The 23,085-nt window shown below is 36.6% G+C and carries 25 protein-coding genes; 20 read left to right on the top strand and 5 right to left on the bottom strand.

Going from position 1 to position 23,085, the window contains the following annotated elements:
* Positions 1–5 precede the first annotated feature (5 nt).
* Both I586_RS02425 and I586_RS02420 read left to right on the top strand, forming a co-directional pair.
* Positions 6–1,442, top strand: coding sequence for a PTS transporter subunit EIIC (locus I586_RS02425; protein ID WP_010764762.1), 1,437 nt, complete (start codon positions 6–8; stop codon positions 1,440–1,442).
* 181 nt (positions 1,443–1,623) lie between these two features.
* The gene (locus tag I586_RS02420; RefSeq protein WP_034701402.1) at positions 1,624–2,481 is read left to right on the top strand and encodes a MurR/RpiR family transcriptional regulator; all 858 of its coding nucleotides are present in this window, start codon (positions 1,624–1,626) and stop codon (positions 2,479–2,481) included.
* A gap of 66 nt (positions 2,482–2,547) precedes the next feature.
* Here I586_RS02420 and I586_RS02415 read toward each other — a convergent pair whose 3' ends face one another.
* Together I586_RS02415 and I586_RS02410 are read right to left on the bottom strand one after the other, a co-directional pair.
* The gene (locus tag I586_RS02415; protein ID WP_010764764.1) at positions 2,548–3,243 is read right to left on the bottom strand and encodes a histidine phosphatase family protein; all 696 of its coding nucleotides are present in this window, start codon (positions 3,241–3,243) and stop codon (positions 2,548–2,550) included.
* A gap of 73 nt (positions 3,244–3,316) precedes the next feature.
* Positions 3,317–3,943: an MBL fold metallo-hydrolase gene (locus I586_RS02410; protein WP_010764765.1), complete on the bottom strand. Its 627-nt coding sequence runs from the start codon at positions 3,941–3,943 to the stop codon at positions 3,317–3,319.
* Between the two features lie 192 nt (positions 3,944–4,135).
* Here I586_RS02410 and I586_RS02405 point away from each other — a divergent pair, with 192 nt between their 5' ends.
* The 6 genes from I586_RS02405 to I586_RS02380 all read left to right on the top strand — a co-directional run bounded on the left by I586_RS02405 (position 4,136) and on the right by I586_RS02380 (position 10,034).
* Positions 4,136–4,486, top strand: coding sequence for a hypothetical protein (locus I586_RS02405; RefSeq protein WP_010764766.1), 351 nt, complete (start codon positions 4,136–4,138; stop codon positions 4,484–4,486).
* 198 nt (positions 4,487–4,684) lie between these two features.
* Positions 4,685–6,061 (top strand): guanine deaminase, encoded by a 1,377-nt coding sequence (gene guaD, locus I586_RS02400; protein ID WP_010764767.1) that lies wholly within the window; start codon positions 4,685–4,687, stop codon positions 6,059–6,061.
* A 1-nt stretch (position 6,062) separates the two neighbouring features.
* A complete protein-coding gene (locus tag I586_RS02395; protein WP_010764768.1) occupies positions 6,063–7,421 on the top strand; it encodes a uracil-xanthine permease family protein in 1,359 nt (452 codons plus the stop codon).
* A 196-nt stretch (positions 7,422–7,617) separates the two neighbouring features.
* Entirely contained in the window at positions 7,618–8,595 is a 978-nt protein-coding gene (gene guaC / locus I586_RS02390; RefSeq protein ID WP_010764769.1) for a GMP reductase, read from the top strand.
* Between the two features lie 135 nt (positions 8,596–8,730).
* The gene (locus I586_RS02385) at positions 8,731–9,063 is read left to right on the top strand and encodes a PadR family transcriptional regulator (RefSeq protein ID WP_010764770.1); all 333 of its coding nucleotides are present in this window, start codon (positions 8,731–8,733) and stop codon (positions 9,061–9,063) included.
* Positions 9,060–10,034 carry a permease prefix domain 1-containing protein gene (locus tag I586_RS02380; protein WP_010764771.1) on the top strand — a complete coding sequence of 325 codons (975 nt, stop codon included), beginning with the start codon at positions 9,060–9,062 and terminating at the stop codon, positions 10,032–10,034. The genes I586_RS02385 and I586_RS02380 overlap by 4 nt, the downstream gene beginning before the upstream one ends.
* Before the next feature lie 58 nt (positions 10,035–10,092).
* Here the strand turns inward: I586_RS02380 and I586_RS02375 are convergent, their stop codons facing one another.
* Both I586_RS02375 and thiD read right to left on the bottom strand, forming a co-directional pair.
* The gene (locus tag I586_RS02375; protein WP_010764772.1) at positions 10,093–10,641 is read right to left on the bottom strand and encodes an ECF transporter S component; all 549 of its coding nucleotides are present in this window, start codon (positions 10,639–10,641) and stop codon (positions 10,093–10,095) included.
* 11 nt (positions 10,642–10,652) lie between these two features.
* Positions 10,653–11,477, bottom strand: coding sequence for a bifunctional hydroxymethylpyrimidine kinase/phosphomethylpyrimidine kinase (gene thiD / locus I586_RS02370; protein ID WP_010764773.1), 825 nt, complete (start codon positions 11,475–11,477; stop codon positions 10,653–10,655).
* A gap of 129 nt (positions 11,478–11,606) precedes the next feature.
* Between thiD and I586_RS02365 the strand changes: the two genes are divergently transcribed.
* From I586_RS02365 to thrB, 9 genes are all read left to right on the top strand, one after another.
* Positions 11,607–11,912 carry a hypothetical protein gene (locus I586_RS02365; protein WP_162139052.1) on the top strand — a complete coding sequence of 102 codons (306 nt, stop codon included), beginning with the start codon at positions 11,607–11,609 and terminating at the stop codon, positions 11,910–11,912.
* Between the two features lie 52 nt (positions 11,913–11,964).
* Positions 11,965–13,407, top strand: coding sequence for an aminotransferase-like domain-containing protein (locus I586_RS02360; RefSeq protein WP_010764774.1), 1,443 nt, complete (start codon positions 11,965–11,967; stop codon positions 13,405–13,407).
* A 29-nt stretch (positions 13,408–13,436) separates the two neighbouring features.
* Positions 13,437–14,162, top strand: a complete 726-nt coding sequence (locus I586_RS02355) for a nitroreductase family protein (protein ID WP_010764775.1) — start codon at positions 13,437–13,439, stop codon at positions 14,160–14,162.
* Positions 14,163–14,250: 88 nt separating this feature from the next.
* Positions 14,251–15,975: a phospho-sugar mutase gene (locus I586_RS02350; protein ID WP_010764776.1), complete on the top strand. Its 1,725-nt coding sequence runs from the start codon at positions 14,251–14,253 to the stop codon at positions 15,973–15,975.
* A gap of 77 nt (positions 15,976–16,052) precedes the next feature.
* Complete coding sequence (proC, locus tag I586_RS02345) at positions 16,053–16,829, top strand: pyrroline-5-carboxylate reductase (protein ID WP_010764777.1); 777 nt, start codon at positions 16,053–16,055, stop codon at positions 16,827–16,829.
* A 140-nt stretch (positions 16,830–16,969) separates the two neighbouring features.
* Positions 16,970–17,257: an ArsR/SmtB family transcription factor gene (locus tag I586_RS02340; protein WP_010764778.1), complete on the top strand. Its 288-nt coding sequence runs from the start codon at positions 16,970–16,972 to the stop codon at positions 17,255–17,257.
* Positions 17,258–17,390: 133 nt separating this feature from the next.
* Positions 17,391–18,680: a homoserine dehydrogenase gene (locus I586_RS02335; protein WP_010764779.1), complete on the top strand. Its 1,290-nt coding sequence runs from the start codon at positions 17,391–17,393 to the stop codon at positions 18,678–18,680.
* Between the two features lie 4 nt (positions 18,681–18,684).
* Complete coding sequence (gene thrC / locus I586_RS02330) at positions 18,685–19,743, top strand: threonine synthase (protein ID WP_010764780.1); 1,059 nt, start codon at positions 18,685–18,687, stop codon at positions 19,741–19,743.
* Positions 19,740–20,603, top strand: coding sequence for a homoserine kinase (thrB, locus tag I586_RS02325; protein WP_010764781.1), 864 nt, complete (start codon positions 19,740–19,742; stop codon positions 20,601–20,603). Before thrC ends, thrB begins: the two co-directional genes overlap by 4 nt.
* A gap of 59 nt (positions 20,604–20,662) precedes the next feature.
* On the opposite strand, the gene I586_RS02320 is transcribed toward thrB, so the two are convergent.
* Complete coding sequence (locus I586_RS02320; protein ID WP_010764782.1) at positions 20,663–21,520, bottom strand: pyruvate, water dikinase regulatory protein; 858 nt, start codon at positions 21,518–21,520, stop codon at positions 20,663–20,665.
* A 101-nt stretch (positions 21,521–21,621) separates the two neighbouring features.
* Here I586_RS02320 and I586_RS02315 point away from each other — a divergent pair, with 101 nt between their 5' ends.
* From I586_RS02315 to I586_RS02305, 3 genes are all read left to right on the top strand, one after another.
* The gene (locus I586_RS02315; RefSeq protein ID WP_010764783.1) at positions 21,622–22,050 is read left to right on the top strand and encodes a Fur family transcriptional regulator; all 429 of its coding nucleotides are present in this window, start codon (positions 21,622–21,624) and stop codon (positions 22,048–22,050) included.
* Positions 22,051–22,257: 207 nt separating this feature from the next.
* Positions 22,258–22,434 carry a 30S ribosomal protein S21 gene (gene rpsU, locus I586_RS02310; protein WP_002356740.1) on the top strand — a complete coding sequence of 59 codons (177 nt, stop codon included), beginning with the start codon at positions 22,258–22,260 and terminating at the stop codon, positions 22,432–22,434.
* A 25-nt stretch (positions 22,435–22,459) separates the two neighbouring features.
* On the top strand, positions 22,460–22,909 hold the full coding sequence (locus tag I586_RS02305; RefSeq protein ID WP_010764784.1) for a GatB/YqeY domain-containing protein: 450 nt from the start codon (positions 22,460–22,462) through the stop codon (positions 22,907–22,909).
* The last annotated feature ends 176 nt before the right edge of the window (positions 22,910–23,085 follow it).

Raw genomic sequence — 23,085 nt, 5'->3', positions numbered from 1 at the left:
ACGACATGGCAGAGGATAAAATCAAACGCTTGGCTAGGGAAGTCTATGAAGAAGTGGGAGGTCAAGATAATGTTGAGAAACTGCGTCATTGTATGACGCGTGTACGTATGGATATTCGTGATTACGACAAGGTAAATTTAGAAGGGTTAAAAAGTATTGATGGCGTGATGGGTGTTGTAGAAGATGATACCTTACAGGTTGTGATTGGCCCAGGAACAGTTAACAAAGTGGCACAAGAAATGGTTGATATGGCTGGTGTAAAGCTAGGAGAACCGTTTCCTCATTCAGAAACAAAACAAACTGGTAAACAATTAGTTGAAGAAAAAGCTGCACAAGTCAAAGCTGCACAAAAGGAAAAAAATAAAAGCAATTCTAGTTTTAAAGTTGTTTTGAAATCGATTTCGAACATTTTTGTTCCATTGATTCCAGCCTTTGTTGGAGCAGGAATCATCGGTGGAATTGCAGCAGTAATGTCTAATTTATTAGTAGCAGGAACGATTGGGGATTCTTGGCAACAGTATATTGATGTTCTTAATATTATTAAAAATGGAATTTTTGCTTATTTAGCACTATATACTGGGATCAATAGTGCGAGCGAATTTGGTGCAACACCAGCACTTGGTGGTGTGATCGGTGCTGTAACGATGCTTACAGGGATGAATCCTGAAGCGCCGTTACCTAACATTTTAACAGGTGGCACATTATCGGCTGGACAAGGTGGTATCATTGGTGTGATATTTGCAGTGTGGTTGCTGTCATTGATCGAAAAACAATTGCACAAAATCATTCCAGATTCAATCGATATTATCATTACGCCAACCCTTTCGTTACTTGTGATTGGGTTGATCACGATTTTTCTAATTATGCCAGTAGCTGGCTTTATTTCTAATAGCTTAGTTGGCGTGATCAATGTTGTATTAGAAAAAGGTGGCATGTTGGCTGGCTTTACTCTGGGCGCAACGTTCTTACCAATGGTGATGTTTGGGTTGCATCAAATTTTGACACCGATTCATATTGAAATGATTGCACAAACAGGTATGACATTATTATTACCAATCCTTGCAATGGCAGGAGCTGGTCAAGTTGGAGCTGCTTTAGCTTTATGGATTCGTTGTAAAAAAGATACACAATTAGTTGAAATGATCAAAGGAGCATTACCAGTTGGTATTCTAGGAATTGGAGAACCGTTGATTTATGGCGTAACATTGCCATTAGGCCGTCCGTTTATAACAGCCTGTGTTGGTGGAGGTATCGGAGGTGCTGTGATTGGAGCTTTTGGAAACATTGGCTCAATTGCGATTGGACCAAGTGGTGTAGCGCTTATTCCTTTAATTGCGAATAATCAGTGGTTCGCGTATGTTTTGGGATTATTGGCAGCATATGCAGGTGGTTTTGTCGCAACATTCTTCTTTGGAATACCAAAAGACTTACAAGAAAAATAGTTTAACCAATAACGAGTATAGGAACAATTGATTTCATAGTAATGACTATTTTATTACTAAAAATGAAATCAGTTGTTCTTTTTTAGCGATACGTTTCTTTTCTGATTCATTTTAGCTATAATAAAGTAGTAGAAGACTAAAAGAAGAAGCTAGATTTCAGTAGAAAAAGGATGTGTACATGATGCAGCAAAATATAATTTTAACGATTCAAGATCATTTCAAACATTTACCAGGTTCTGAACAAAAAGTGGCAGAGTATATTTTGAAAAATACAAGTGAGGTCATTACTTTAAGTGCGCAGGATCTTGCGAAAAAGTCTGGTTCTAGCCCAGCTGCAATCATTCGTTTTTGCCGTTCGATTGAAGTGAGTGGTTTTACGGATCTGAAATTATTACTTTCAGCTAATTTAGGCTCAGTTGATACACATATGAACACTGAGGTTGAAAATGGTGAAACAACGGCAGCTATAAAAGACAAATTACAACATCGATTGGTTCATATTTTAGAACGAACGAATGAACATTTGGAAGATCACGCAATCGATCAGGCGGTTCGTGATTTGGAGACCGCTGAGATTATTTTTGTTTATGGTCTAGGTGCATCATCCTTAGTAGCGCAAGATATTTATCAAAAATTTACTCGCTTAGGGTTAAGCGTATTTTTTACAATGGATCATCATTTATTTGCTTCTGCAATCGGAACGAATAGGTTAAAAGGAATATTTATTGGAATCTCAAATTCAGGGACGAATCAAGAAACAAATGCACTTGCAGACCTTGCAGTTGAAAAAGGAATGATGGTTATTGGTTTAACAGCTAATGCAGATTCGCCATTAGCGGAAAAAAGCTCTATTTTACTCTTAACGCCTATTGGTGGTGAAGCGCCATTAAGAAGTGCGGCTACTGTTTCTTTGACGGCGCAACTTTATGTAGTAGATGTCTTATTTTTTGCTTTTGCCGCTAAAAATTATGATGAAACGTTAGAGAAAATACAACAATCGAAAGAGGCAGTTGAAATTGTAAAGAGAGAGTTGAATTAGGCAATTAAAATAAGAGGTTGAGGGAAACCGTTTATAGATTCCCTCAACCTCTTATTTTAATTGTGATCAACGCGCGAGATCACGTCCGTTGTCAATATAATGAGTATCATTGACTGTATCGATCGTAAATTTACCATTTTCATACAAAAGTTTTGTGACACTACCATTTTCAAGACCAATTTGCATTGGCAAACTATCATCGATCAAGGACATCAAAAAGGAAATGGTCAATCCATGCGAGACGATCATGATGTTGCCACCGCCATTTTTTTCGCGATGATGTGCGATATCTTCAAAACCGCTCCAAACACGTTCACGGATTTTTTCATACGGTTCAGCCCAATTTGCTGTATCTGCGGCAATAATAGCATCTGCCAAATCCTTGTAACTAATTCGATTGGTCATCATGTCTTCATAGTCTTTAAAGGCTAAAATTCTAGGAACAACTCCCCAAAGTTCACCATCATAACCTCCATCTAAAGAACCAAAACACCATTCACGAATGCGACTATCTGTCCCGTAAGGAATAGCTTCTCCATTTAGATGTTCTTGTAAAATAATACGTGCTGTCTGCATTGCACGACCGCTATCACTGGAGTAAGCTTCTTTAAATTCAGTTTCGCGGAGTCCAAGTCCTAAATACCCAATGACTTCTTCGCCTTCTTTAGTTAATGGCGTATCAGACCAGCCTTGAGTTCGTCCTATTGTATTAAACATTGTCTTACCATGACGGATAATATAGAGTGTAGTCGGTTCATTCATAGTGTATTTCCTCCTTTAAAGTATAAATAACAACCGTTTTCCCATTTTTTATTTTCTATAGAATGTAGATAAGTTAATTAAAAAAAGGGTTTGTTTTTTTCTCATGCTCAATCGTTGTAGCATCACCGTGTCCAGGGTAGGCCGGGAATTCATCTGGCAGAGTGAAAAGATACGTTTTGATACTGTGAATTAGTTGCTCCATATCACCAGTATGCAAATCTGTTCGACCAATACTACCTTTGAATAAGGCATCGCCCGTAACAACAAAATCATCGAAAACGAAACTTAAACTTCCAATAGAATGTCCAGGTGTGGGGACAACAGAAAATTTGATGCCACCTAAATCATAATCAGTCAGTTCAAATTCTACTTCTGCTGGCTGCACAATAATATCCGCAATATCATCATGACGACCTAATCCAGATAAATTTAGAACAGGATCTGTTAACCAGTCTTGCTCTAAAGGACTAACGTAAACTGGAACACTATATTGATGGCGCAAAACTTCGACTGCACCAATATGATCATAATGAGTATGAGTTAATAAAATCGCAATCGGTTTTTTACCAGTTTTTTGAATTAAACTCGCTATTTTTTCTGGTTCAGCACCCGGATCGATGATTAAAAGACTTGCCTCGTTAAAAACTAAGTAACAATTTTCTTGAATAACACCAGTTTGAATCCGTTCAATTTTCAGCATAATAAGTGACCTCCTAGTAAATATGATTCTCCTATAAGTATACCGCAAATTCGATTAGAATCAAAAGTCGGAGTAATTTATTTAAACGAATGTTCAATACGAAAGAAATCTAGATTCGTTTACTTTTCTTTCGTTAACACTGATAATAAAGAAGTATTCAATGAAATGTTTTCAGAAGAGGAGTGAGCCAAAATGAAAAAAGTAAATCAATTTTTAACACGTATTCCAGCATTATTATCTAGTAAACTATCCATATTTATTTATTTGTTTCTATTTTTATATTTAGTTATTTTTGCTGTGTTAACGATGTGGATACCGTTTTTAAAAAATGTTCAGCCGTCTGCAGATGTTCAACTGATACTTGGAAATTATACTAATGTGTTAAGTGCGCTAGGTGCTTCTCTGGCAGCAGGTAGCGGGACTCTGATACATCATAGTTTATCTACCTTGCATAAAAAACATGATACAATGCAAGATGAACTAAAGAAGACGATTGCTGAATTACATGAGAAAATAGATCGCTTAGAACAAAATAAAGAGTAGTAGAATCGGAAAATAGAATTGGTTTAAATAAAACAAGACAGTATACGTTTTGTTTTATTTTTTTTGCTAGTTTTCAGAAAACGTTCGGTTTTTGCTGGTTTTTGAAAGTTTTTAAGGAATAAATCACGAAAAAATATAGATTAAATGCGAATTATTATATATAATGTGGGATGTATCGTTACGAGAGGAGTAAGTGTTTTGTATAAATTTGTTGTAAAAGGGACAGCATTTTCAAGTGTTGATCCAAAAAAGGTAAACGTTTATGAAAATTATCTATTTTGTATTTCAGAAAAAGGTAGCATCAGTAAAATGATAGCACCAGGTGAAACGGAATACGAATCAATTATCCAAGAGTATTCGAATATAAATAAATTTCAGGAATTAACAAAAGGACAATATATTTTACCAGGGTTCATCGATCTTCATATTCACGCACCTCAATGGGCACAAGCAGGTACAGCGTTAGACTTACCACTATATGAATGGCTCAATACCTATACATTTCCGCTAGAAGCAAAATTTGCAGATGTCCAATTTGCTGAGACGGTTTATGCCAATCTAGTTTCTAATTTAATAAAAAATGGCACGACAACAGCTCTCTATTTTGCTACTGTTCATCGTGAATCTAGTTTACGTTTGGCAGAAATATGCAGTGAACAAGGGCAACGAGGATTAGTGGGGAAAGTCGTGATGGATGATCTTGAACAAAACCCTGACTACTATCGTGATGAGACAACTGCTTTGGCACTTGAGGACACTGAATTGTTTATTCAAGAAGTACAAGAATTAAACAAGCAAACCCCTCAAGGTGTCTATCCAGTTGTAACACCACGTTTTATCCCTAGCTGTACAGATGATGCTTTAAAAGGGTTGGGCGAATTGGCTGAAAAGTACGATGTTCATGTTCAATCTCACTGTAGCGAAAGCGACTGGGCTCATTCTTTTGTACAAGAACGGTTTGGGAAAAATGATGCATTTGCCCTAAATGATTTTGGTTTACTTACAGAAAAAGCGGTGATGGCGCATTGCGGGTTCCTTTCTGATGATGATATGGCGCTGTTTGCTGAAAAAGGAACGGCTGTTGCCCATTGTCCAATCTCTAATGCGTATTTTGGGAACGCCGTTACACCGATTGCGAAGTTATTACATGACTATCAGATTGAAACTGGTTTAGGAAGTGATATTTCAGGTGGCTTTTCTCCAAGTCTATTTGATAATATCCGACAAGCGGTCATGTCTTCTAGAATGTTGGAAGATGGCGTTGATAAAGATTGCTGTAGTGAAAAACGTGGTGTCTCGGGTTCAAGTATCACCTTAAACGAAGCTTTTTATTTAGCGACAGCAGGTGGAGGGGATTCTTTGAGTCTTCCTATTGGTAAATTAGCTGTTGATTATGCTTGGGATGTTCAAATTCTCGATAGTAAAGAGTTACCGATTTTTTCTGATGATGAACCTTTAATGGATATTTTCCAAAAAATCTTGTACTTATCACGTCCAGAAAACATTGAGGAAGTTTGGGTTCAAGGCAGAAAAGTTCATGATAAAAATAAGACAAGATTAGAGGGGCAAAAATAAAATGACAACAAGCCAAGTCAAAAAATCAAAATTAACAGTAGGACCAAATGATGATTTATCCATTGGACAATCGGCTCTTTTAGGGATTCAACATGTTTTAGCAATGGATGTTTATGTTGTGCCATTTATTATTGCTTCAATTATTGGTTTGACAACAAAAGAGTCATCAGCATTGATTCAATCAACATTTATAGCAGCTGGGATTGCAACGATCATTCAATCTTATTTTTGTATGAAATTACCAGTCGCACAAGGTCCATCATTTATCCCGATTGGGGCTGTGGCCGGTATTTACTTTGCGAATAGTCAAAATGGAAATGGTTGGGGAACTGTGTTAGGCGCCAGTCTAATTGGGGCGATTTTAGTTATTATTTTGGGTGTCACTGGTATCTTTAATCGTTTGATCAAAGCATTTGTTCCACCAATCGTTGGGGGAACGATCATCTTTATTGTCGGTTTATCTTTAATGCCAGTTGCATTGAATGACAATGTATTTAATGCTTCTGGGGATTTGGGACAAAATATTTTATTAGCAGTGATTGCTGCAGCAACACTTGTTTTATTTGCAATGATTGGTTCTCGTTTCCCTGGGAAAGGTCGGATTTTTAGAGTGTCTTCTGTTATTTTAGCGTTGATTATCGGAAGCGTGGCTGCGCAATTTATGGGGATTCTTGATTTATCTCAAGTTGGAAAAGCATCATTGATCAGTGTTCCCCAAGTTCCATTTGTGGATTTTCACTTTTCATTTGATTTATCATCTATTTTAACGATGGCGATTATTTATGTTGTTTTAATGGCTGAAACGACTGGAACATGGTTTGCGGTAAGTAATGTGTGCGAAGAACCTTTGACAGATGAAAATATCAATAGAGGTGTCATTGGTGAAGGAATCGGTTGTCTTGTTTCTTCATTGTTGGGAACAACTCCTGTTACGGGGTATTCAACAAATGCGGGCATCATTTCGATTACTGGCGTTGCAAGTAAAAAAGTCTTTGTGGCAGCTGGTGCATGGTTTGTTGTTTTCGGGTTGTCGGGTAAATTATCTACCTTGATTTCTTCCATTCCATCACCTGTTATTGGTGGAGTTTTTGTAATTGTCTGTGGAATTATTTCAATTAGCGGGATAAAAGTGATCAAAGAAGTAGATATTAGTGAAAAAGAAATGTATGTTATTGCGATTCCCATGATTTTAACGTTAGCACTGACATTGCTTCCTAAAGAATTTATTCAAACACTACCGCAATTTTTACAATATCTATTTAGCTCATCTGTTGCAACAGCGTCGATTGCAGCCATTCTTTTAAATAGAATATTGCCTAATGAAAAATTAAGCGAACATAATGAGATAAAAACGGTATAACTAAGAGTAAAAGTGAAACATTAAACTAAAACACGAACAATGACTATTTTTGATATGCATTTTTCGTCATTTACCTTTGACATTTATAGTTGTATGGTGTAAATTAGCATAGGCGTTCTAAAATACGAACTATTCTTATTTGATTGTTCGTGTTTTTGCGTGTTTCTATTTAGAACTTACTAGGAGGCAATACAGTATGAAAGTTTTTGATTACGAAGATGTCCAGTTAATTCCCAATAAGTGTATCGTGAACAGTCGTTCTGAGTGTGATACAGTTGTGAAATTAGGTAAGCATACCTTTAAGATGCCAGTGGTACCTGCCAATATGCAGACAATTATTGATGAAGAAATTGCAGAATTTTTAGCAAAAAATAATTATTTTTATATTATGCATCGTTTTGATGAAAATGCTCGAATTCCATTTATTGAAAAAATGAATGATAAAGGCTTGATCACATCTATAAGTGTGGGTGTAAAAGAAGCTGAATATGGTTTTGTAGAAGAATTAGCGAAACGGAATTTAGTTCCTGACTATGTAACGATCGATATTGCCCATGGGCATTCCAATGCAGTGATCAACATGATTCAACATCTGAAAAAACATTTACCAGATACGTTCGTCATTGCTGGTAATGTAGGAACACCTGAAGCTGTACGTGAATTGGAGAATGCGGGAGCTGATGCAACAAAAGTTGGAATCGGTCCAGGGAAAGTTTGTATTACGAAAATCAAAACAGGTTTTGGAACGGGTGGCTGGCAGTTAGCTGCACTACGTTGGTGTGCTAAAGCTGCAAGAAAACCAATTATCGCAGATGGCGGGATTCGTACACCGGGAGATGTTGCAAAATCCGTTCGTTTCGGTGCAACGATGGTCATGATCGGTTCATTATTTGCAGGGCATGAAGAATCACCAGGTGAAACAAAAGTGGAAAATGGTGTTGTTTATAAAGAATATTTTGGAAGTGCATCTGAATTTCAAAAAGGTGAAAAGAAAAATGTTGAAGGCAAGAAAATTTGGATTCAACATAAAGGCAGTTTAGCGGATACGCTGACTGAAATGCAACAAGACTTACAATCGTCAATCTCATACGCTGGCGGACGTGATCTTGAAGCTATCCGTAAAGTAGATTATGTAATTGTTAAAAATTCTATTTTTAATGGTGATACAATCTAATCAAAATAAAAAAGGAGCGTTTTTAACGTTTCTTTTTTATTTTGATTATTTTTACTTTACCTGTCGTAGTAATCGTGATATGATAATTACAACGACAGACGTAGTACGTTAGATAGAGTAATCGGAGGTGATTCAATGATCGGCAGTGATGCAATCAGAGGCTATAATGATACATTTATCTTATCCGTCTTGTTGGAGGGTGATTCATACGGGTACGCAATTTCCAAAAGAATTACAGAAATTTCCGAAAACAACTATTCAATTAAGGAAACGACATTGTATTCAGCATTTAACCGTTTAGAAAAAAATGGCTTTATCGAATCTTTTCCTGGACAAATAACACATGGGAAAAAAAGAACCTATTATAAAATCACATCGTCCGGGCAAGCATATTTAGAAGAAAAAATAGAAGAGTGGCTACTTACAAAAAAAGTCGTTGAACGTTTTATCAAGGAGGAAAAACAATGAAAACCATCAAAGAATACATCGATAGCTTATTTTTAGGGATAACAGAAACGAGTCAAACCAAACAATTAAAAGAAGATTTATTGGCTAGTGCCGAAGACCGTTATGAAGATTTAAAAGGTCAAGGGAAATCAGAAAATGAAGCAATTGGCAGTGTTATTTCGGAGTTTGGTTCAATCGATGAACTACTAGAAGAAATGAATATAAAACAAGAATTCATTGATGAAAAAGGGTATGAATTAAATGAAATTACGATGGACGAATCGATTGATTTTTTTAAAGTTTATCATAAAGCAGCCACATTGATAGGACTTGGTGTGATGGTTATCCTATTGGGGGTAGCAGCACTTTTTGTAAGTATGGAATTATATGGTAAAGGAATTGCAGAAGGATTTGGCATTTTGTTTATTTTCTTAGGAGCAGCAGTGGGAGTACCTTTGTTTATTGTTGCAGGTACTAGCATAGCGAATAAAGGTAAAAAGTTAGATGATCGATTTATTCCAGTTCAAATAAAAAATGAAACCAAAAAAAGAAAAGAAGCATTTCAACGTTCATTTATTTTTTGTATGGTTGCTGGCGTTGTATTCTGTATTTTAGCCATTATCCCACTTGTCTTTTTCACAACAATATATGGAGCTGAATTTTTCGGCATTGCTTGTTTATTAGTTTTTGCAGCCTTTGGAATCTTCTTCTTCATTTTTGGTGGAGTTATTATGGGGAGCTTTACAAAAATGCTTGAGCAAACTTATTTTGTATCGGATGAAGGAGAATTAGGACCACGTGCTAAAGCAGAGCGTAACAGCAAAAGACCTGTCTGGTTTCAAACATTAGAAAAAATTTATTGGCCCATCATTGTCGCAATTTTTTTAATACAAGGGTTTATTTTAGGAAATTGGGGCAGTAATTGGACGATTTTCCCAGTAGCTGGTATTACTTTTTGGGTACTAGAAAGTATCTTCAGTAAAAACGAATAAAAATACTCCGCTTATTTTGGAAAGTATCCAAGGTAAGCGGAGTTTGTTTTGTAAAAAATTAAAATGATTGCCTTGTAAAAATAATGTCCATTGCTTTTTTTAATGGAAAGTACGCAAGTGTTACGATGATGATAGTAGTCGCTACATTGATAAATGTAGCAGGTAATTTAGATAATGCACTTGTAAAAGCAATAGTAAAATCTGCACCTGCTAAGAGACCCATCACCGTATTTTTTAGTTGTGTCATCATGACTTTAGCAATACCTGTTACGGATGCTACAACGATGATTTTCCAAATAGAATCAATGTTTTGATGGAAAAAGAAAATCATCAAGGCAGCAGCACCACCAACAATAAAGCTTTCCAAAATAAAGTACGGAGCTTCAGCAGCAAATCCATTCAAAATATCAAAAATCGCAAAACCCAAGCCACCAGCTAAAGCGCCTCTTTTATAGCCAATCAATAAAACAGCTAACAATAATACAGAATTCCCTAAATGAGCAAAAGCACCAGTCGGCATAGGAATTTTGATCATTGTACCTAAAACAGTCAACGCTGCAAATAAACCGACTAATACAATAGAAGTTGTTGAACTTTGTTTTTTCATTCGATCACTCCTTATTTGTTAGTCATTCGATTTTCAGCATGATTATAGGCACCGTGCCACACATGACCAAGAAACGGATTGATTTTTTGACCATGTTCAATAGCTGCCGCCACAAAATCTTTGGCTAAAGCTACGGCATCAACGACTGAATACCCTTTTGCAAGACCAGCTGTCACAGCTGCAGCAAATGTACAGCCAGCCCCGTGGTTGTAATCAGTTGCAAATAATTCATTTTCAAAAAGAGTAAAATCAGTTCCGTCATAAAATAAATCGATTGCTTTATCTGTTTTCAAACGATGACCGCCTTTGATCACGACATTCTTTGGTCCTAAATCAAGAATTTTTTTAGCGGCTTCTTTCATTTGATCGATAGAAGTGAGGTCGCCGAGACCAGACAAAATCCCCGCTTCTACTAAGTTAGGTGTAGTCACAGTTGCTTTAGGCAAAAGCAAACGAGTCATTGCAGCCACATTTTCAGGTTGGAGTAATTCGCTAGTACCTTTGCAGGCCATTACAGGATCAATCACAATATTATCCATGTTAAATTTATCAATATAGGTTCTTGTGATTTCAATAGCCTCAATCGTACCCAACATCCCTGTTTTCATCGCGTCAAGCGCGCCACCTGCAAAAATAGTTTTAAGTTGTCTCTCAACCAAATCAGGTTCGATTGGTGTAACCAAATGACTCCATCCCTCATCTGGGTCCATTGTCACAATACTAGTCAAAGCTGAAAAACCAAATGTTCCATATTCTTCAAACGTTTTTAAATCTGCTTGAATCCCCGCACCACCACTTGAATCCGAACCAGCAACAGTTACTATCTTTTTGATCATTGTCCAACCTCTATTCCAAAAATATTTTAATATACGTATTGTAAAACAAACATCAGTTGACAAAAACAGCCAATTGGGTTATTTTCAGGTCATCCAATTGCTGCGAATCACGGAGAACGAAGAGATCCGATGATGAGCAGTACAAGACGACCAAAGGGAGAGTTGCTCATTTGTATGAATCACGGAGAACGAAGAGATCCGACGATGAGCAGTACAAGACGACCAAAGGGAGAGTTGCTCATTTGTATGAATCACGGAGAACGAAGAGATCCGACGATGAGCAGTACAAGACGACCAAAGGGAGAGTTGCTCATTTGTATGAATCACGGAGAACGAAGAGATCCGACGATGAGCAGTACAAGCCGGCCAAGGGGAGAGTTGCTCGTTTGTATGAATCACGAAGCAGAAACGTTGTTTCTTGAGCAAAACGCATAGTAATTTTATGAATCAGCAAAAAAGAAACAAACTATAAATTGGAGGGAAAACAATGTGGTCACTAAAAAAGGAAAAAGGCGTTCCAGTATATGTGAGTATTATTGAATTGATTTTATCTTATATAAAAAAAGGAGACTTGCTTCCAGGAGAACGTTTACCTTCAGAAAGGAAATTAGCAACATACTTTCAAGTTAATCGATCGACCGTTGTCCATGCATTAGATGAACTAGTAGCATTAGGCTGGATCGTTAGAAAACAAGGAAGCGGAACGATTGTTAATGAGGGAAAGTGGGGCATCAGTACAACACCAAGAACGGATTGGCGTCGTTATTTAGAACAAAATGCTTTTGCTAAAGTCGATCCTTATACAGAGCAAATCGAACTGTTACTCAAACAACCTAGTACCAATCGTTTAGATTTATATACAGGGGAACTGCCACTTGATTTAATCCCTAGCTTCTCATTTCCTCCGTTAACTTGGAAACACTTTTTAGAAGAAGAACAGCAAGATGATCTAGGATATCTGCCGTTAAGACAATCGATTAGTCGTGAAACTGAAAAAGAGTATGGGTTTTCGCTTCCAGCAGAAAGTTTACTGATTACATCAGGTGCACAGCAAGCATTGTTTTTAATTTTACAAGTCCTGTTACAATCTGGTGATAGTGTTGCTATAGAAGATCCCTCATTCTTATATGCACTTCCGATATTTCAGGCAGCAGGCATCCGGTTGTACGGTGTTGAAATGGATCAAGAAGGAATCGATTTGAATTCTCTTGAAAAAATGATTCTTCAACATCGCGTTAAAATGGTTATGGTCAATCCATCCTTTCAAAATCCAACTGGAAAAACAATGTCAATGAATCGGAGAAAAGCGCTGATTACGTTATGTCAAAATTATCAAATACCAATCTTAGAAGATGATGTTTTTGCCAAACTAAATTTTGTTTCTTCAGATCAAATACAGCCCTTAAAAAAATTAGATCCGGAAAATGTATTATACATCGGGTCACTATCAAAAATTCTTGGCTCAACCACAAAGATCGGGTGGTTGAGTGCACCGACTTCTGTAATCCAGCAATTAGCAGAAGCGAGGAAAATGATGGATTTTTCTTTGAGTATTTTTCCACAATTGTTAGCAAATTTAGCTTTGACAGATAGAGAATTTTCAAGAAAAATATCTGATTTAAATACTAATATTGAACAACGTAGCAAAGCAGTATTTGATACACTAAACGAAATGGATGAGTGGGAAGTAAGCATGCCACAAGGCGGATTTTATATTTGGGCAAAATGGAAGCAAGGAAAATTACGGCAAAAAGATTGGGCAGTGTTTTTACACGAAGAATTACTCATTGCACCAGGATTTTTTTTCAGTGAAAATCAAGACAGCATAAGAATCAATTTTACACGAGTAGATGAAACGAAACTCCCCTTATTTAAAGAAAAATTGCGAACAGTTACGAAAAAAATTGCATTGGATTTTCCAACTTTATGATAAAATAGGAGGAAATGGAGGCGATTCAAATGAATCAAACAATTGAACTATTACAAAACAGACGTAGCTATCGTGATTTTGACGAAAATCACGCGCTATCAAAAGAAGAACGACAAGCAATTTTAGATGCTGCCCGTCAAGCACCAAGTTGGATGAATGGGCAATTTTATAGCATTATTGCAATAGAAGATAAAAAAATTCGCGAACAATTTGTTGAATGGAATCCAGGGAATCCTCAAATATTGAAAAGTTCGCTTTTTTTACTATTTGTTGGAGATCTGAATCGCACAAAAATGGTAAGTGAAGCCTATGAGAGTGCTTATCCAATCGACGAAAGTATTGAACCTATTATTTTGGCTACAACAGATGCAGCATTGGCTCTTGAAAATGCTGTAATTGCTGTTGAAAGCCTAGGATTAGGTTCAGTTGTTGTGGGAAGCATCCGCAAATATGGAAAAGAGATCAGCCAATTACTGGAATTGCCTGACAAGACTTTTCCCTTATTTGGCTTAACAATTGGTAAACCTATCGTTGAAATGAAGGTTAAACCTCGTTTACCTGAAAATACTGTGGTTCATTACAATAAATACCAGCCCTATTCCTACACGCTGATTGAGCAATATGATCAGACGATGGAAGCGTTTGGTGAAGCAAGAGAATCAAAACGTTGGAGTCAAAAATTTGCTGATTATTTTGCAGCAGAACCGCAAATGATTACAGATAGACTTTTACAGTTACAAGGGTTATTGAAGTAGATTAAGTTTAGGCATTACTTTCCACAAATGCCCTAGAATGATATACTTACATGAGGATAAGAAAACAAAAGATAAATGAGGTGCTAACATGTCTTGGGAACAAGTATATGAACAGTGGATGAAAGAAGAAACTATACCAGAAAATCTGAAAAAAGAACTGAACGAGTTAAAAGAAAATTCAGAAAAATGTGAGGATGCTTTTTATGCGCCTTTAGAATTTGGTACAGCAGGTATGCGTGGTATTTTAGGTGCTGGGATCAATCGTATGAATATTTTTACGATTCGTCAAGCAACAGAAGGATTAGCTCGATTTATAGATGCAGAGGGGATTGAAGCGAAACGTCGCGGAGTTGCAATTGCTTACGACTCACGTCATATGTCACCAGAGTTTGCTATGGAAGCCGCAAAAACATTAGCGAAGCATGGCATTCCAGCATTTGTCTTTGAAAGCTTGCGTCCAACACCAGAATTGTCATTTGCTGTTCGCCACTTGAATGCATTTTCAGGTATCATGATCACAGCGTCACACAATCCTGCGGCCTATAATGGCTACAAAGTATATGGAGCAGATGGTGGACAAATGCCTCCTGCCGATGCTGATGCGGTCACAAGATATGTTCGTGAAGTTGAGAATCCTCTAAAAGTTGAGGTTTTAACAGATGAAGAGGCTAAAGATAATGCGTTGATTTCAATCATTGGAGAAGAAGTTGATGCAGCATACTTGAAAGAAGTAAAGACTGTTACGATCAACCAAGAGTTGATCAACGAAATGGGCAAAGAATTAAAACTTGTTTATACACCTTTACATGGTACAGGGAAAATGCTAGGAGAGAAGGCTTTAAAACAGGCTGGGTTTGAAAAATTTGTCTTAGTTCCAGAACAAGCAATTGCTGATCCTGATTTTACAACAGTCAAATCTCCGAACCCTGAAGAACATTCTGCGTTTGAATATGCCATTCGTTTAGGGGAAAAAGAGGATGCTGATTTATTGATTGCAACAGATCCTGATGCAGATCGTTTAGGTGCAGCTGTACGCTTACCAAATGGTACGTATCAAGTCTTAACTGGTAATCAATTAGGCTCGATCATGATTCAATATATTTTAGAAGCACACAAACAAGCAGGGACATTACCAGAAAATGCAGTTGTACTAAAATCAATTGTTTCTAGCGAATTAGCAACGGCAATTACCGCAAAATATAATACAAAAATGGTAGATGTCTTAACAGGCTTTAAATTCATTGCAGAAAAAATTGAACAATATGAAGAAGACGATTCTCAAACCTTTATGTTTGGTTTTGAAGAAAGTTATGGTTATTTGGTAAAATCATTTGTTCGTGATAAAGATGCAATCCAAGCACTTGTTTTATTAGCGGAAGTTGCCGCATTCTACAAAAAACAAGGAAAAACGTTATACGATGGGTTACAAGATATTTTCAAAGAATACGGTTATTTTGAAGAAAAAACTATATCTGTCACTTTAAGTGGTATAGAAGGTAGTGAAAAAATCAAAACGTTGATGAAAAAATTCCGTGAAGAAGCACCCACTTCATTCGCTGCAATCAACGTAGCACAGACAGAAGATTTTAAAGAGTTAACAAGAACTTTTGCTGATGGGAAAGTAGAAGTATTAACAACACCACCATCAGATGTGTTAAAATACTTCTTGGAAGATGGCAGCTGGATTGCGATTCGTCCATCCGGAACGGAGCCTAAAATCAAATTCTATTTGGCAACTAAAGCTGCTTCGCAAACAGAAGCAGATCAAAAAATAAAAAACTTTGAAGAAGCAGTCAATGCACTAACAAAATAAAATGATTTGGACTGGAAAAACTGGATATTAAGTTTATTTCAGTCCTTTCTTTTGTAAAATTATAAGGAGTGGTAGAGATGAATATCGGATTTATTGGAGCTGGTCATATGGGCAGTGCAATGATTGAAGGACTATTAAAAGCTAAAATAGTAGCGCCGGAAAACTTATTCGTAAAAGGTGGTTCAAGTGGCACCGCCGAAGCACTTCAAGAAAAACTAGGTTTTCAATTGATCAACGACTACGAGCCATTAAAAAAATGCCAAGTGATTTTTATTGCAACAGGAGCCAAAATCGTTTTAGACATTTTAAAACAAGCAGCTCCGAGTATGGAAAAGGACACGATTTTAATTTCGGTGGCAACAGGACATACTGTGAAAGAAGCGCAAACTGTTTTAGGTGATGAAATCCACGTTGTTCATGCTATTCCCAATACACCAGTTAGTGTAAATGCTGGTATGATTGGAGCAGCTTTTGCCAGTGATATGCCAAAAGAGACAAAAAATGAGGCAATGCGAGTATTAGAATCTTTAGGAAAAGTCGAAGAGGTTAATGAAAATCTCTTAGGTACATTTGGAACAGTTGCAGGATGTAGTCCAGCATTTGTTGATATATTTATGGAAGCTTTAGCAGACGGTGCAGTTTCAGAAGGCTTACCTCGTACACTTTCATACGAAATTATTGCTCAAATGATGCTGGGGTCAGCTCAATTAGCCCTTGAAACAAAAAAACATCCAGGGGAATTAAAAGACGGTGTAACTTCACCTGGTGGTAGTACGATAAAAGGCGTGACCGCACTCGAAAAAAACGGATTCAGATATGCTGTGATCGATGCTGTTAAGCAAGCGAATAGTTAAAAATAGCTAAGCTAAAAAAACAAGTAGGGCGTTAAGGTTCCCTATTTGTTTTTTATTATTTTATAGAAGAAAAAATTTATCCTCTTTTGAAAAAAGTTTGCTATAATAAGCAAGAGGAAAATAGGAAAGGAAGCTCAGCGATGAAAGAAATAGATGAAATCCAAAAAGTTAGTCAGTTATACAAAGTGTTGAGTGATCCAACAAGGTTACGTATTTTGCTGTTACTAAAACAAGGAGAATTAAACGTAACAGCGATTGGTGAACAGCTTAAAATGGAACAATCGGCCGTTTCCCATCAATTAAAACTATTACGAGATACACATGTCGTAAGATCAAGACGTGAAGGCAAAACAATCTATTATACGTTGGATGATCACCATGTTATTGATATTCTTAACCAAACATTTGAACATATCAAACACCAATAACTCACCTTTTCTTGGATTCCCTTGGGAAAATCAAAGAAAAGGGTAGTTTTTTTTACGTCAGTTCGTTATACTAGAAACATGTTTTATTAGAGAAAAATGAAATGTTTCTAATTTTATAGTTGGAGGAAGAAGAATGAAGGAAAAACTGAAAATTGGTCTACTTGGACTGGGAACAGTCGGATCTGGTGTACCGACAATTTTACAAGAACATCAAGAGAAAATCTCTCAAGTAACGGGGATGGAGATTGCCATCTCAAAAGCTTTAGTACGCGATGAAGACGAAAAAAGACGTCTGGCTGAGCAATTTGATATTCAACTCACCACAGACATTGAGGATATTATCAATGATGATGAGATCAAGATTATTGTAGAATTAATTGGAAAAGTAGAACCTGCAAAAACCTTCATTACCAAAGCGCTAGAAAATGGCAAACATATTGTAACTGCAAATAAAGATCTTTTAGCACAACATGGCAGTGAACTGGTAGCATTGGCTCAAAAAAATCACTGTGATTTGTATTACGAAGCAAGTGTAGCTGGTGGTATCCCTATTTTAAGGACGATTGCAAATAGTTTAGCTGCTGACAATATCCAAAAGGTATTAGGAATTGTAAATGGAACAACAAATTATATGTTGACACAAATGGTTTCTGAGAAGAAGTCCTATGAACAAGCACTACAAGAAGCGCAAGAATTAGGCTTTGCTGAATCTGATCCTACCAATGATGTAGATGGTATTGATGCAGCGTATAAAATGGTCATTTTAAGTCAATTTGCTTTTGGAATGAATATTAGATTAGATCAAGTGGATACGCGTGGGATTCGGGGATTATCTCTAGATGATGTTGAAATGGCTGCTCAATTAGGATATGAAGTGAAATTGATCGGTTCTTCTGAAAATCAAGAAGGAAGTATCGCTGTTGAAGTTGGTCCTATGTTAGTAGCTAAGTCTCATCCAATCGCTTCTGTTCGCAATGAATTCAATGCTGTCTTTATCGAAAGCTCAGGTGTTGGTGAGTCAATGTATTATGGACCTGGGGCTGGGGCAAAACCAACTGCAACCAGTGTGGTAAGTGATATTATTACGATTGCTAAGAATATTCGATTAGGCACTACAGGACACATGTTCAACGCCTATCAACATGATACAAAATTAGCAGCAGATGAAGCAATTTCTGGCAAGTATTATTTTTCAATAGAGGTTCCTGACCGTCATGGACAAATACTACAGTTAACGAAAATAATGACTGAAGCCAATGTTAGTTTTGACCAATTGGTTCAGCAAAAATCGGACGGAACCAGAGCGAGGATCGTTGCGATTACGCATACCATTACAAAAGAACAAATGAAACAAGTGATTAAGGAAATCGAATTAACAGATGAATTCGATTTATTAAATACATTTAAAGTATTGGAGGACTAATCTAATGTACGAAGGACTATTAAAACAATATAAAGAATATCTGCCAATCACAGATAAAACACCAATGATTTCTCTAGCAGAAGGCAATACACCGCTGATTCCATTGCATAGTTTGTCAAAAGAATTAGGGATCAATTTATATGGTAAATACGAAGGACTGAATCCGACTGGTTCATTTAAAGACCGTGGAATGGTCATGGCTGTTGCAAAAGCTGTTGAAGAAGGGGCGAAAGCAATCGTATGTGCATCGACTGGAAATACAAGTGCAGCAGCTGCCGCATATGCTACAAGAGCAGGTGTAAAAGCATATGTTGTCATTCCAGATGGTAAAATCGCAATGGGTAAGCTTGCACAAGCAATCATTTATGGGGCAGATATCATCTCGATTCCTGGTAATTTTGATGAAGCGCTAAAAGCTGTTCGTGATATTGCCAAAACAGAAGCAGTCGCTTTAGTGAATTCTGTCAATCCATATCGATTAGAGGGACAAAAGACAGCAGCTTTTGAAGTTTGTGAGCAATTAGGACAAGCACCTGATGTTTTAGCGATTCCAGTTGGAAATGCAGGGAATATTTCTGCATATTGGAAAGGTTTTAAAGAATGGCATGACAAAAAAGGAACCCTTTTACCAAGAATGCATGGATTTGAAGCCGAGGGCGCAGCAGCTATTGTAAAAGGTGAAGTAATCGAACAACCAGAAACAATTGCTACAGCGATTCGCATTGGTAATCCAGCAAGTTGGAAATTAGCTGAAGCAGCTCGTGATGAATCAAAAGGGCATATCGATTCAGTGACAGACGAAGAGATTCTAAATGCATATCGTAAAGTAGCAGCACAAGATGGCGTATTTGTTGAACCAGGATCTGCAGCCTCTTTAGCTGGTGTTATTCAACACGTAAAAAATGGTAAAATTAAACCTGGCGAAACTGTTGTGGCAGTATTCACCGGAAATGGCCTAAAAGATCCAGATACAGCAATTAACGCAACGGATGTGAAAATTTCAAAAATGAGTGATTTAGAAGAAATGCGTATGCATTTACGTAATGGAGTGTCAGAACTATGAAAATTAGAATTCCCGCAACCAGTGCTAACTTAGGTCCGGGTTTCGATTCGTGTGGTATCGCATTGTCGCAATATTTGAATATTGAAGTGGTAGAAAGTACTGACCAATGGAAAATCATCCATTCTTTAGGATCGGATATTCCAAGTGATGAAACGAATCTCTTAATACAAACAGCATTAAAATTAGCACCAAATCTTACACCGCAACTTTTGAAAATGACTTCTGATATACCTTTAGCTAGAGGGTTAGGTAGTAGTTCCAGTGTCATTGTAGGAGGAATCGAACTTGCTAATCGTTTAGGAAATTTGAATTTATCTCAAAAAGAGAAAGTAGAAATAGCGACTAAAATAGAGGGGCATCCAGACAATGTAGCACCTGCTATCTGCGGTGATTTTGTAGTTGCAAGCTATGTTGAAGGTGAAGTTCATTCTGTGAAACATCATTTTCCAATGTGTGATGTGATTGCGTATATTCCTGATGTCCACTTATTGACTTCTGAAAGTCGTAGTGTCCTTCCAAATTCAATTTCATACAAAGAAGCTGTTCAAGCGAGTTCAATTGCAAATGTGATGATCGCAGCAATATTAAATGGAAACTTGCCATTAGCTGGTTTGATGATGGAAAAAGATCGATGGCACGAAGCATATCGTAAAAAATTAGTGCCGCATTTGGATCAAATTCGAACAATAAGTCGAGAGATTGGCGCTTATGGAGCCTATTTAAGTGGGGCAGGACCAACAGTTTTAGTTATTTCTCCTGAAGAGAAAACGGATCAAATGGTTGAAAAACTAGGGAAATTACCCTACTCAGCAACAATCAATGTCTTATCTATCGATCAAGAGGGAATTCAGGTATTTTAAAAAGATAAGCGCAATGAGGTGATAGTTTACCTCATTGCGCTTATCTTTTTTTTTAATACTTATGCTTCAGGGGATTCTGTTGCATAATAGCTATGGTCTTCTAAATTTAAGGCGTTTAAGATCATTGAGGCTGTTTCTTCAATAGATAAGGAAGCCACATTTATAACGACACAACCTAGTTTTTTATATAAGTCATTGGCAAAAGCTAATTCTTTTCTGATTTTTTCAATATCGGAATAGGATGTATCAGCAGGCAAACCATAAGTTCTCATCCGTTCTTTGCGAATACCGTTTAAAATATCAGGATCATTGGTTAAACCGACGATTTTTTTAGGATTGGTTTCCCATAATTGTTTTGGTAAATGAGCTTCCGGAATTAAGGGTAAATTTGCTACTTTTAAATTTTTATTTGCTAAAAATAGACTAAGCGGGGTTTTTGATGTTCTTGAAACCCCTAATAAAAGAACGTCTGCTTCTAAGAAGCCTCTAGGGTCTTTACCGTCATCGTATTTAACAGCAAATTCCATTGCTTCGATTCGTTTAAAGTAATTCTCGTTCAAGTGATGCAGTGCGCCAGCTTCTCTAGTGGGTGCGATACCAGTCAATCGTTCAATTTCTGCGACAGGAGGCGTTAATATATCAAAGTGATACAAATTGTTTTCTTCAAAGAAATCATTGGCGATTTTTACTAAGCGGTCGTTAACAATCGTATGTAAAACCATAGCATCTTCTCGCTTTGCATCTTCAAGTGCTTTTCTTAGCTTATCTTCTTCTTTAGCAAAGGTTCGTCTAAACAACGAAAAGTCGACGGTAGGATATTGAGCCATTGAAGCTGCTGCTAATTTTGAAGCTGTTTCGCCAGCTGAATCTGAAATAACAAAGATGGTCACGCATTTTTTTGGTTCGTTTGTTGTCATAATAGGATACCTCTCTTGCTTTTTTTATAAATTTATTATACCATACCTTCATGAATCTTATTCGTAATCATTTTGATTTAAAAAGGGTGGAGGGTTACTAAATGGTACAATCTAATTCAAAAGTTGAGCAATCACTTGCAGTAATGAAAGAAAGTGGCTTGAAATATACGAAAAAACGAGAAGCGATGATTACCTATCTAATTAGAAGAAATCGTTATATTTCGGCTAAAGAAGTTTATGAATTTATGAATAAAGAATATAAAGGAGTCAGTTATGACACAATTTATCGAAATTTGCATGATTTTGAAACACTAGATCTTTTAGAGACGACAGATTTGAATGGCGAAAAAAAATTTCGTTTTCACTGTTGTCAAGAAGTAGGGCATCATCATCATTTCATTTGTACAGTTTGTGGTAAAACAAAAGAGATTCATATGTGTCCAATGGATTTTTTTAAAGAACAATTAAGTGGATGTGAAATAGAAGGCCATCGTTTTGAAATTTTTGGGCGATGTGAAGAGTGCAAATGATCCTTTTTTTCAGAAAAAAACATGAATATTGCATAGGCGTGTAAAACTTTACTCATTTTGGAACTTTTTTATGCATTTTTTCAATACAAAGGTTGACGTTAAAATGTGCATTCGATATAATGTAAAAAGAACGGTATTTTATTTATGTTTAATAATTCATAAATATAAAAAACGTTTACTTTTTAAGCTCGGAGGGAGGGAATTAACATGTCAAAAACTGTCGTTCGTAAAAACGAATCTCTTGACGATGCTCTTCGTCGCTTCAAACGTTCCGTTTCAAAAGCGGGTACTTTACAAGAATCTCGTAAACGTGAATTCTACGAAAAACCAAGTGTAAAGCGTAAGAAAAAATCTGAAGCAGCTAGAAAACGTAAAAAATTCTAGTTTTCGATGAATTGGAGTTGGTTGTATGTCATTACTAACAACATTGAATGACGACATTAAATCAGCAATGAAGTCAAAAGATAAAGATACTTTATCTGTACTTCGTATGTTGAAAGCAGCCATTCAAAATGAGCAGATTAAAGCTGGCCGTGATTTGGACGGAGAAGAAGAGTTAACAGTTTTATCTCGTGAGATGAAACAAAGAAAAGACTCTTTATCAGAGTTTGAAAAAGCGGGACGTGACGATCTTGCTGACAAAGTAAAAATCGAAATCGCAATTGTTGAAAAATATATGCCAAGACAACTTTCAGAAGAAGAAATTCGTCAGATTGTTCAAACGGCAATTGATCAGACCGGAGCGACTTCACCAAAGGAATTTGGTAAAGTGATGAGTGCTGTAATGCCAGAAGTCAAAGGGAAAGCAGACGGTAATCAGGTCAATGCAATTGTAAAAGAATTACTACAAGAGAATTAGTCAAAAAAAAACCAACAGATTTCTGTTGGTTTTTTTTTGACTAATAAAGGAAATCAGAACGGAATAAAATCAAGTATCTTGTTTCTGAGAATAAGATAAGTTGACTTTTAGTTTTGATCCCCTCTCTTTTTAATAAATTAATAATATGGTATGATTGTAGGGAATGAAAAAATAAA

Origin of the sequence: Enterococcus moraviensis ATCC BAA-383 (genome assembly GCF_000407445.1) — a bacterium.
Classification (GTDB): Bacteria; Bacillota; Bacilli; order Lactobacillales; family Enterococcaceae; genus Enterococcus_L; species Enterococcus_L moraviensis.
The sequence above is the reverse complement of the archived record's forward strand: the minus strand, read 5'-3'. Positions and strand labels throughout refer to the sequence as shown.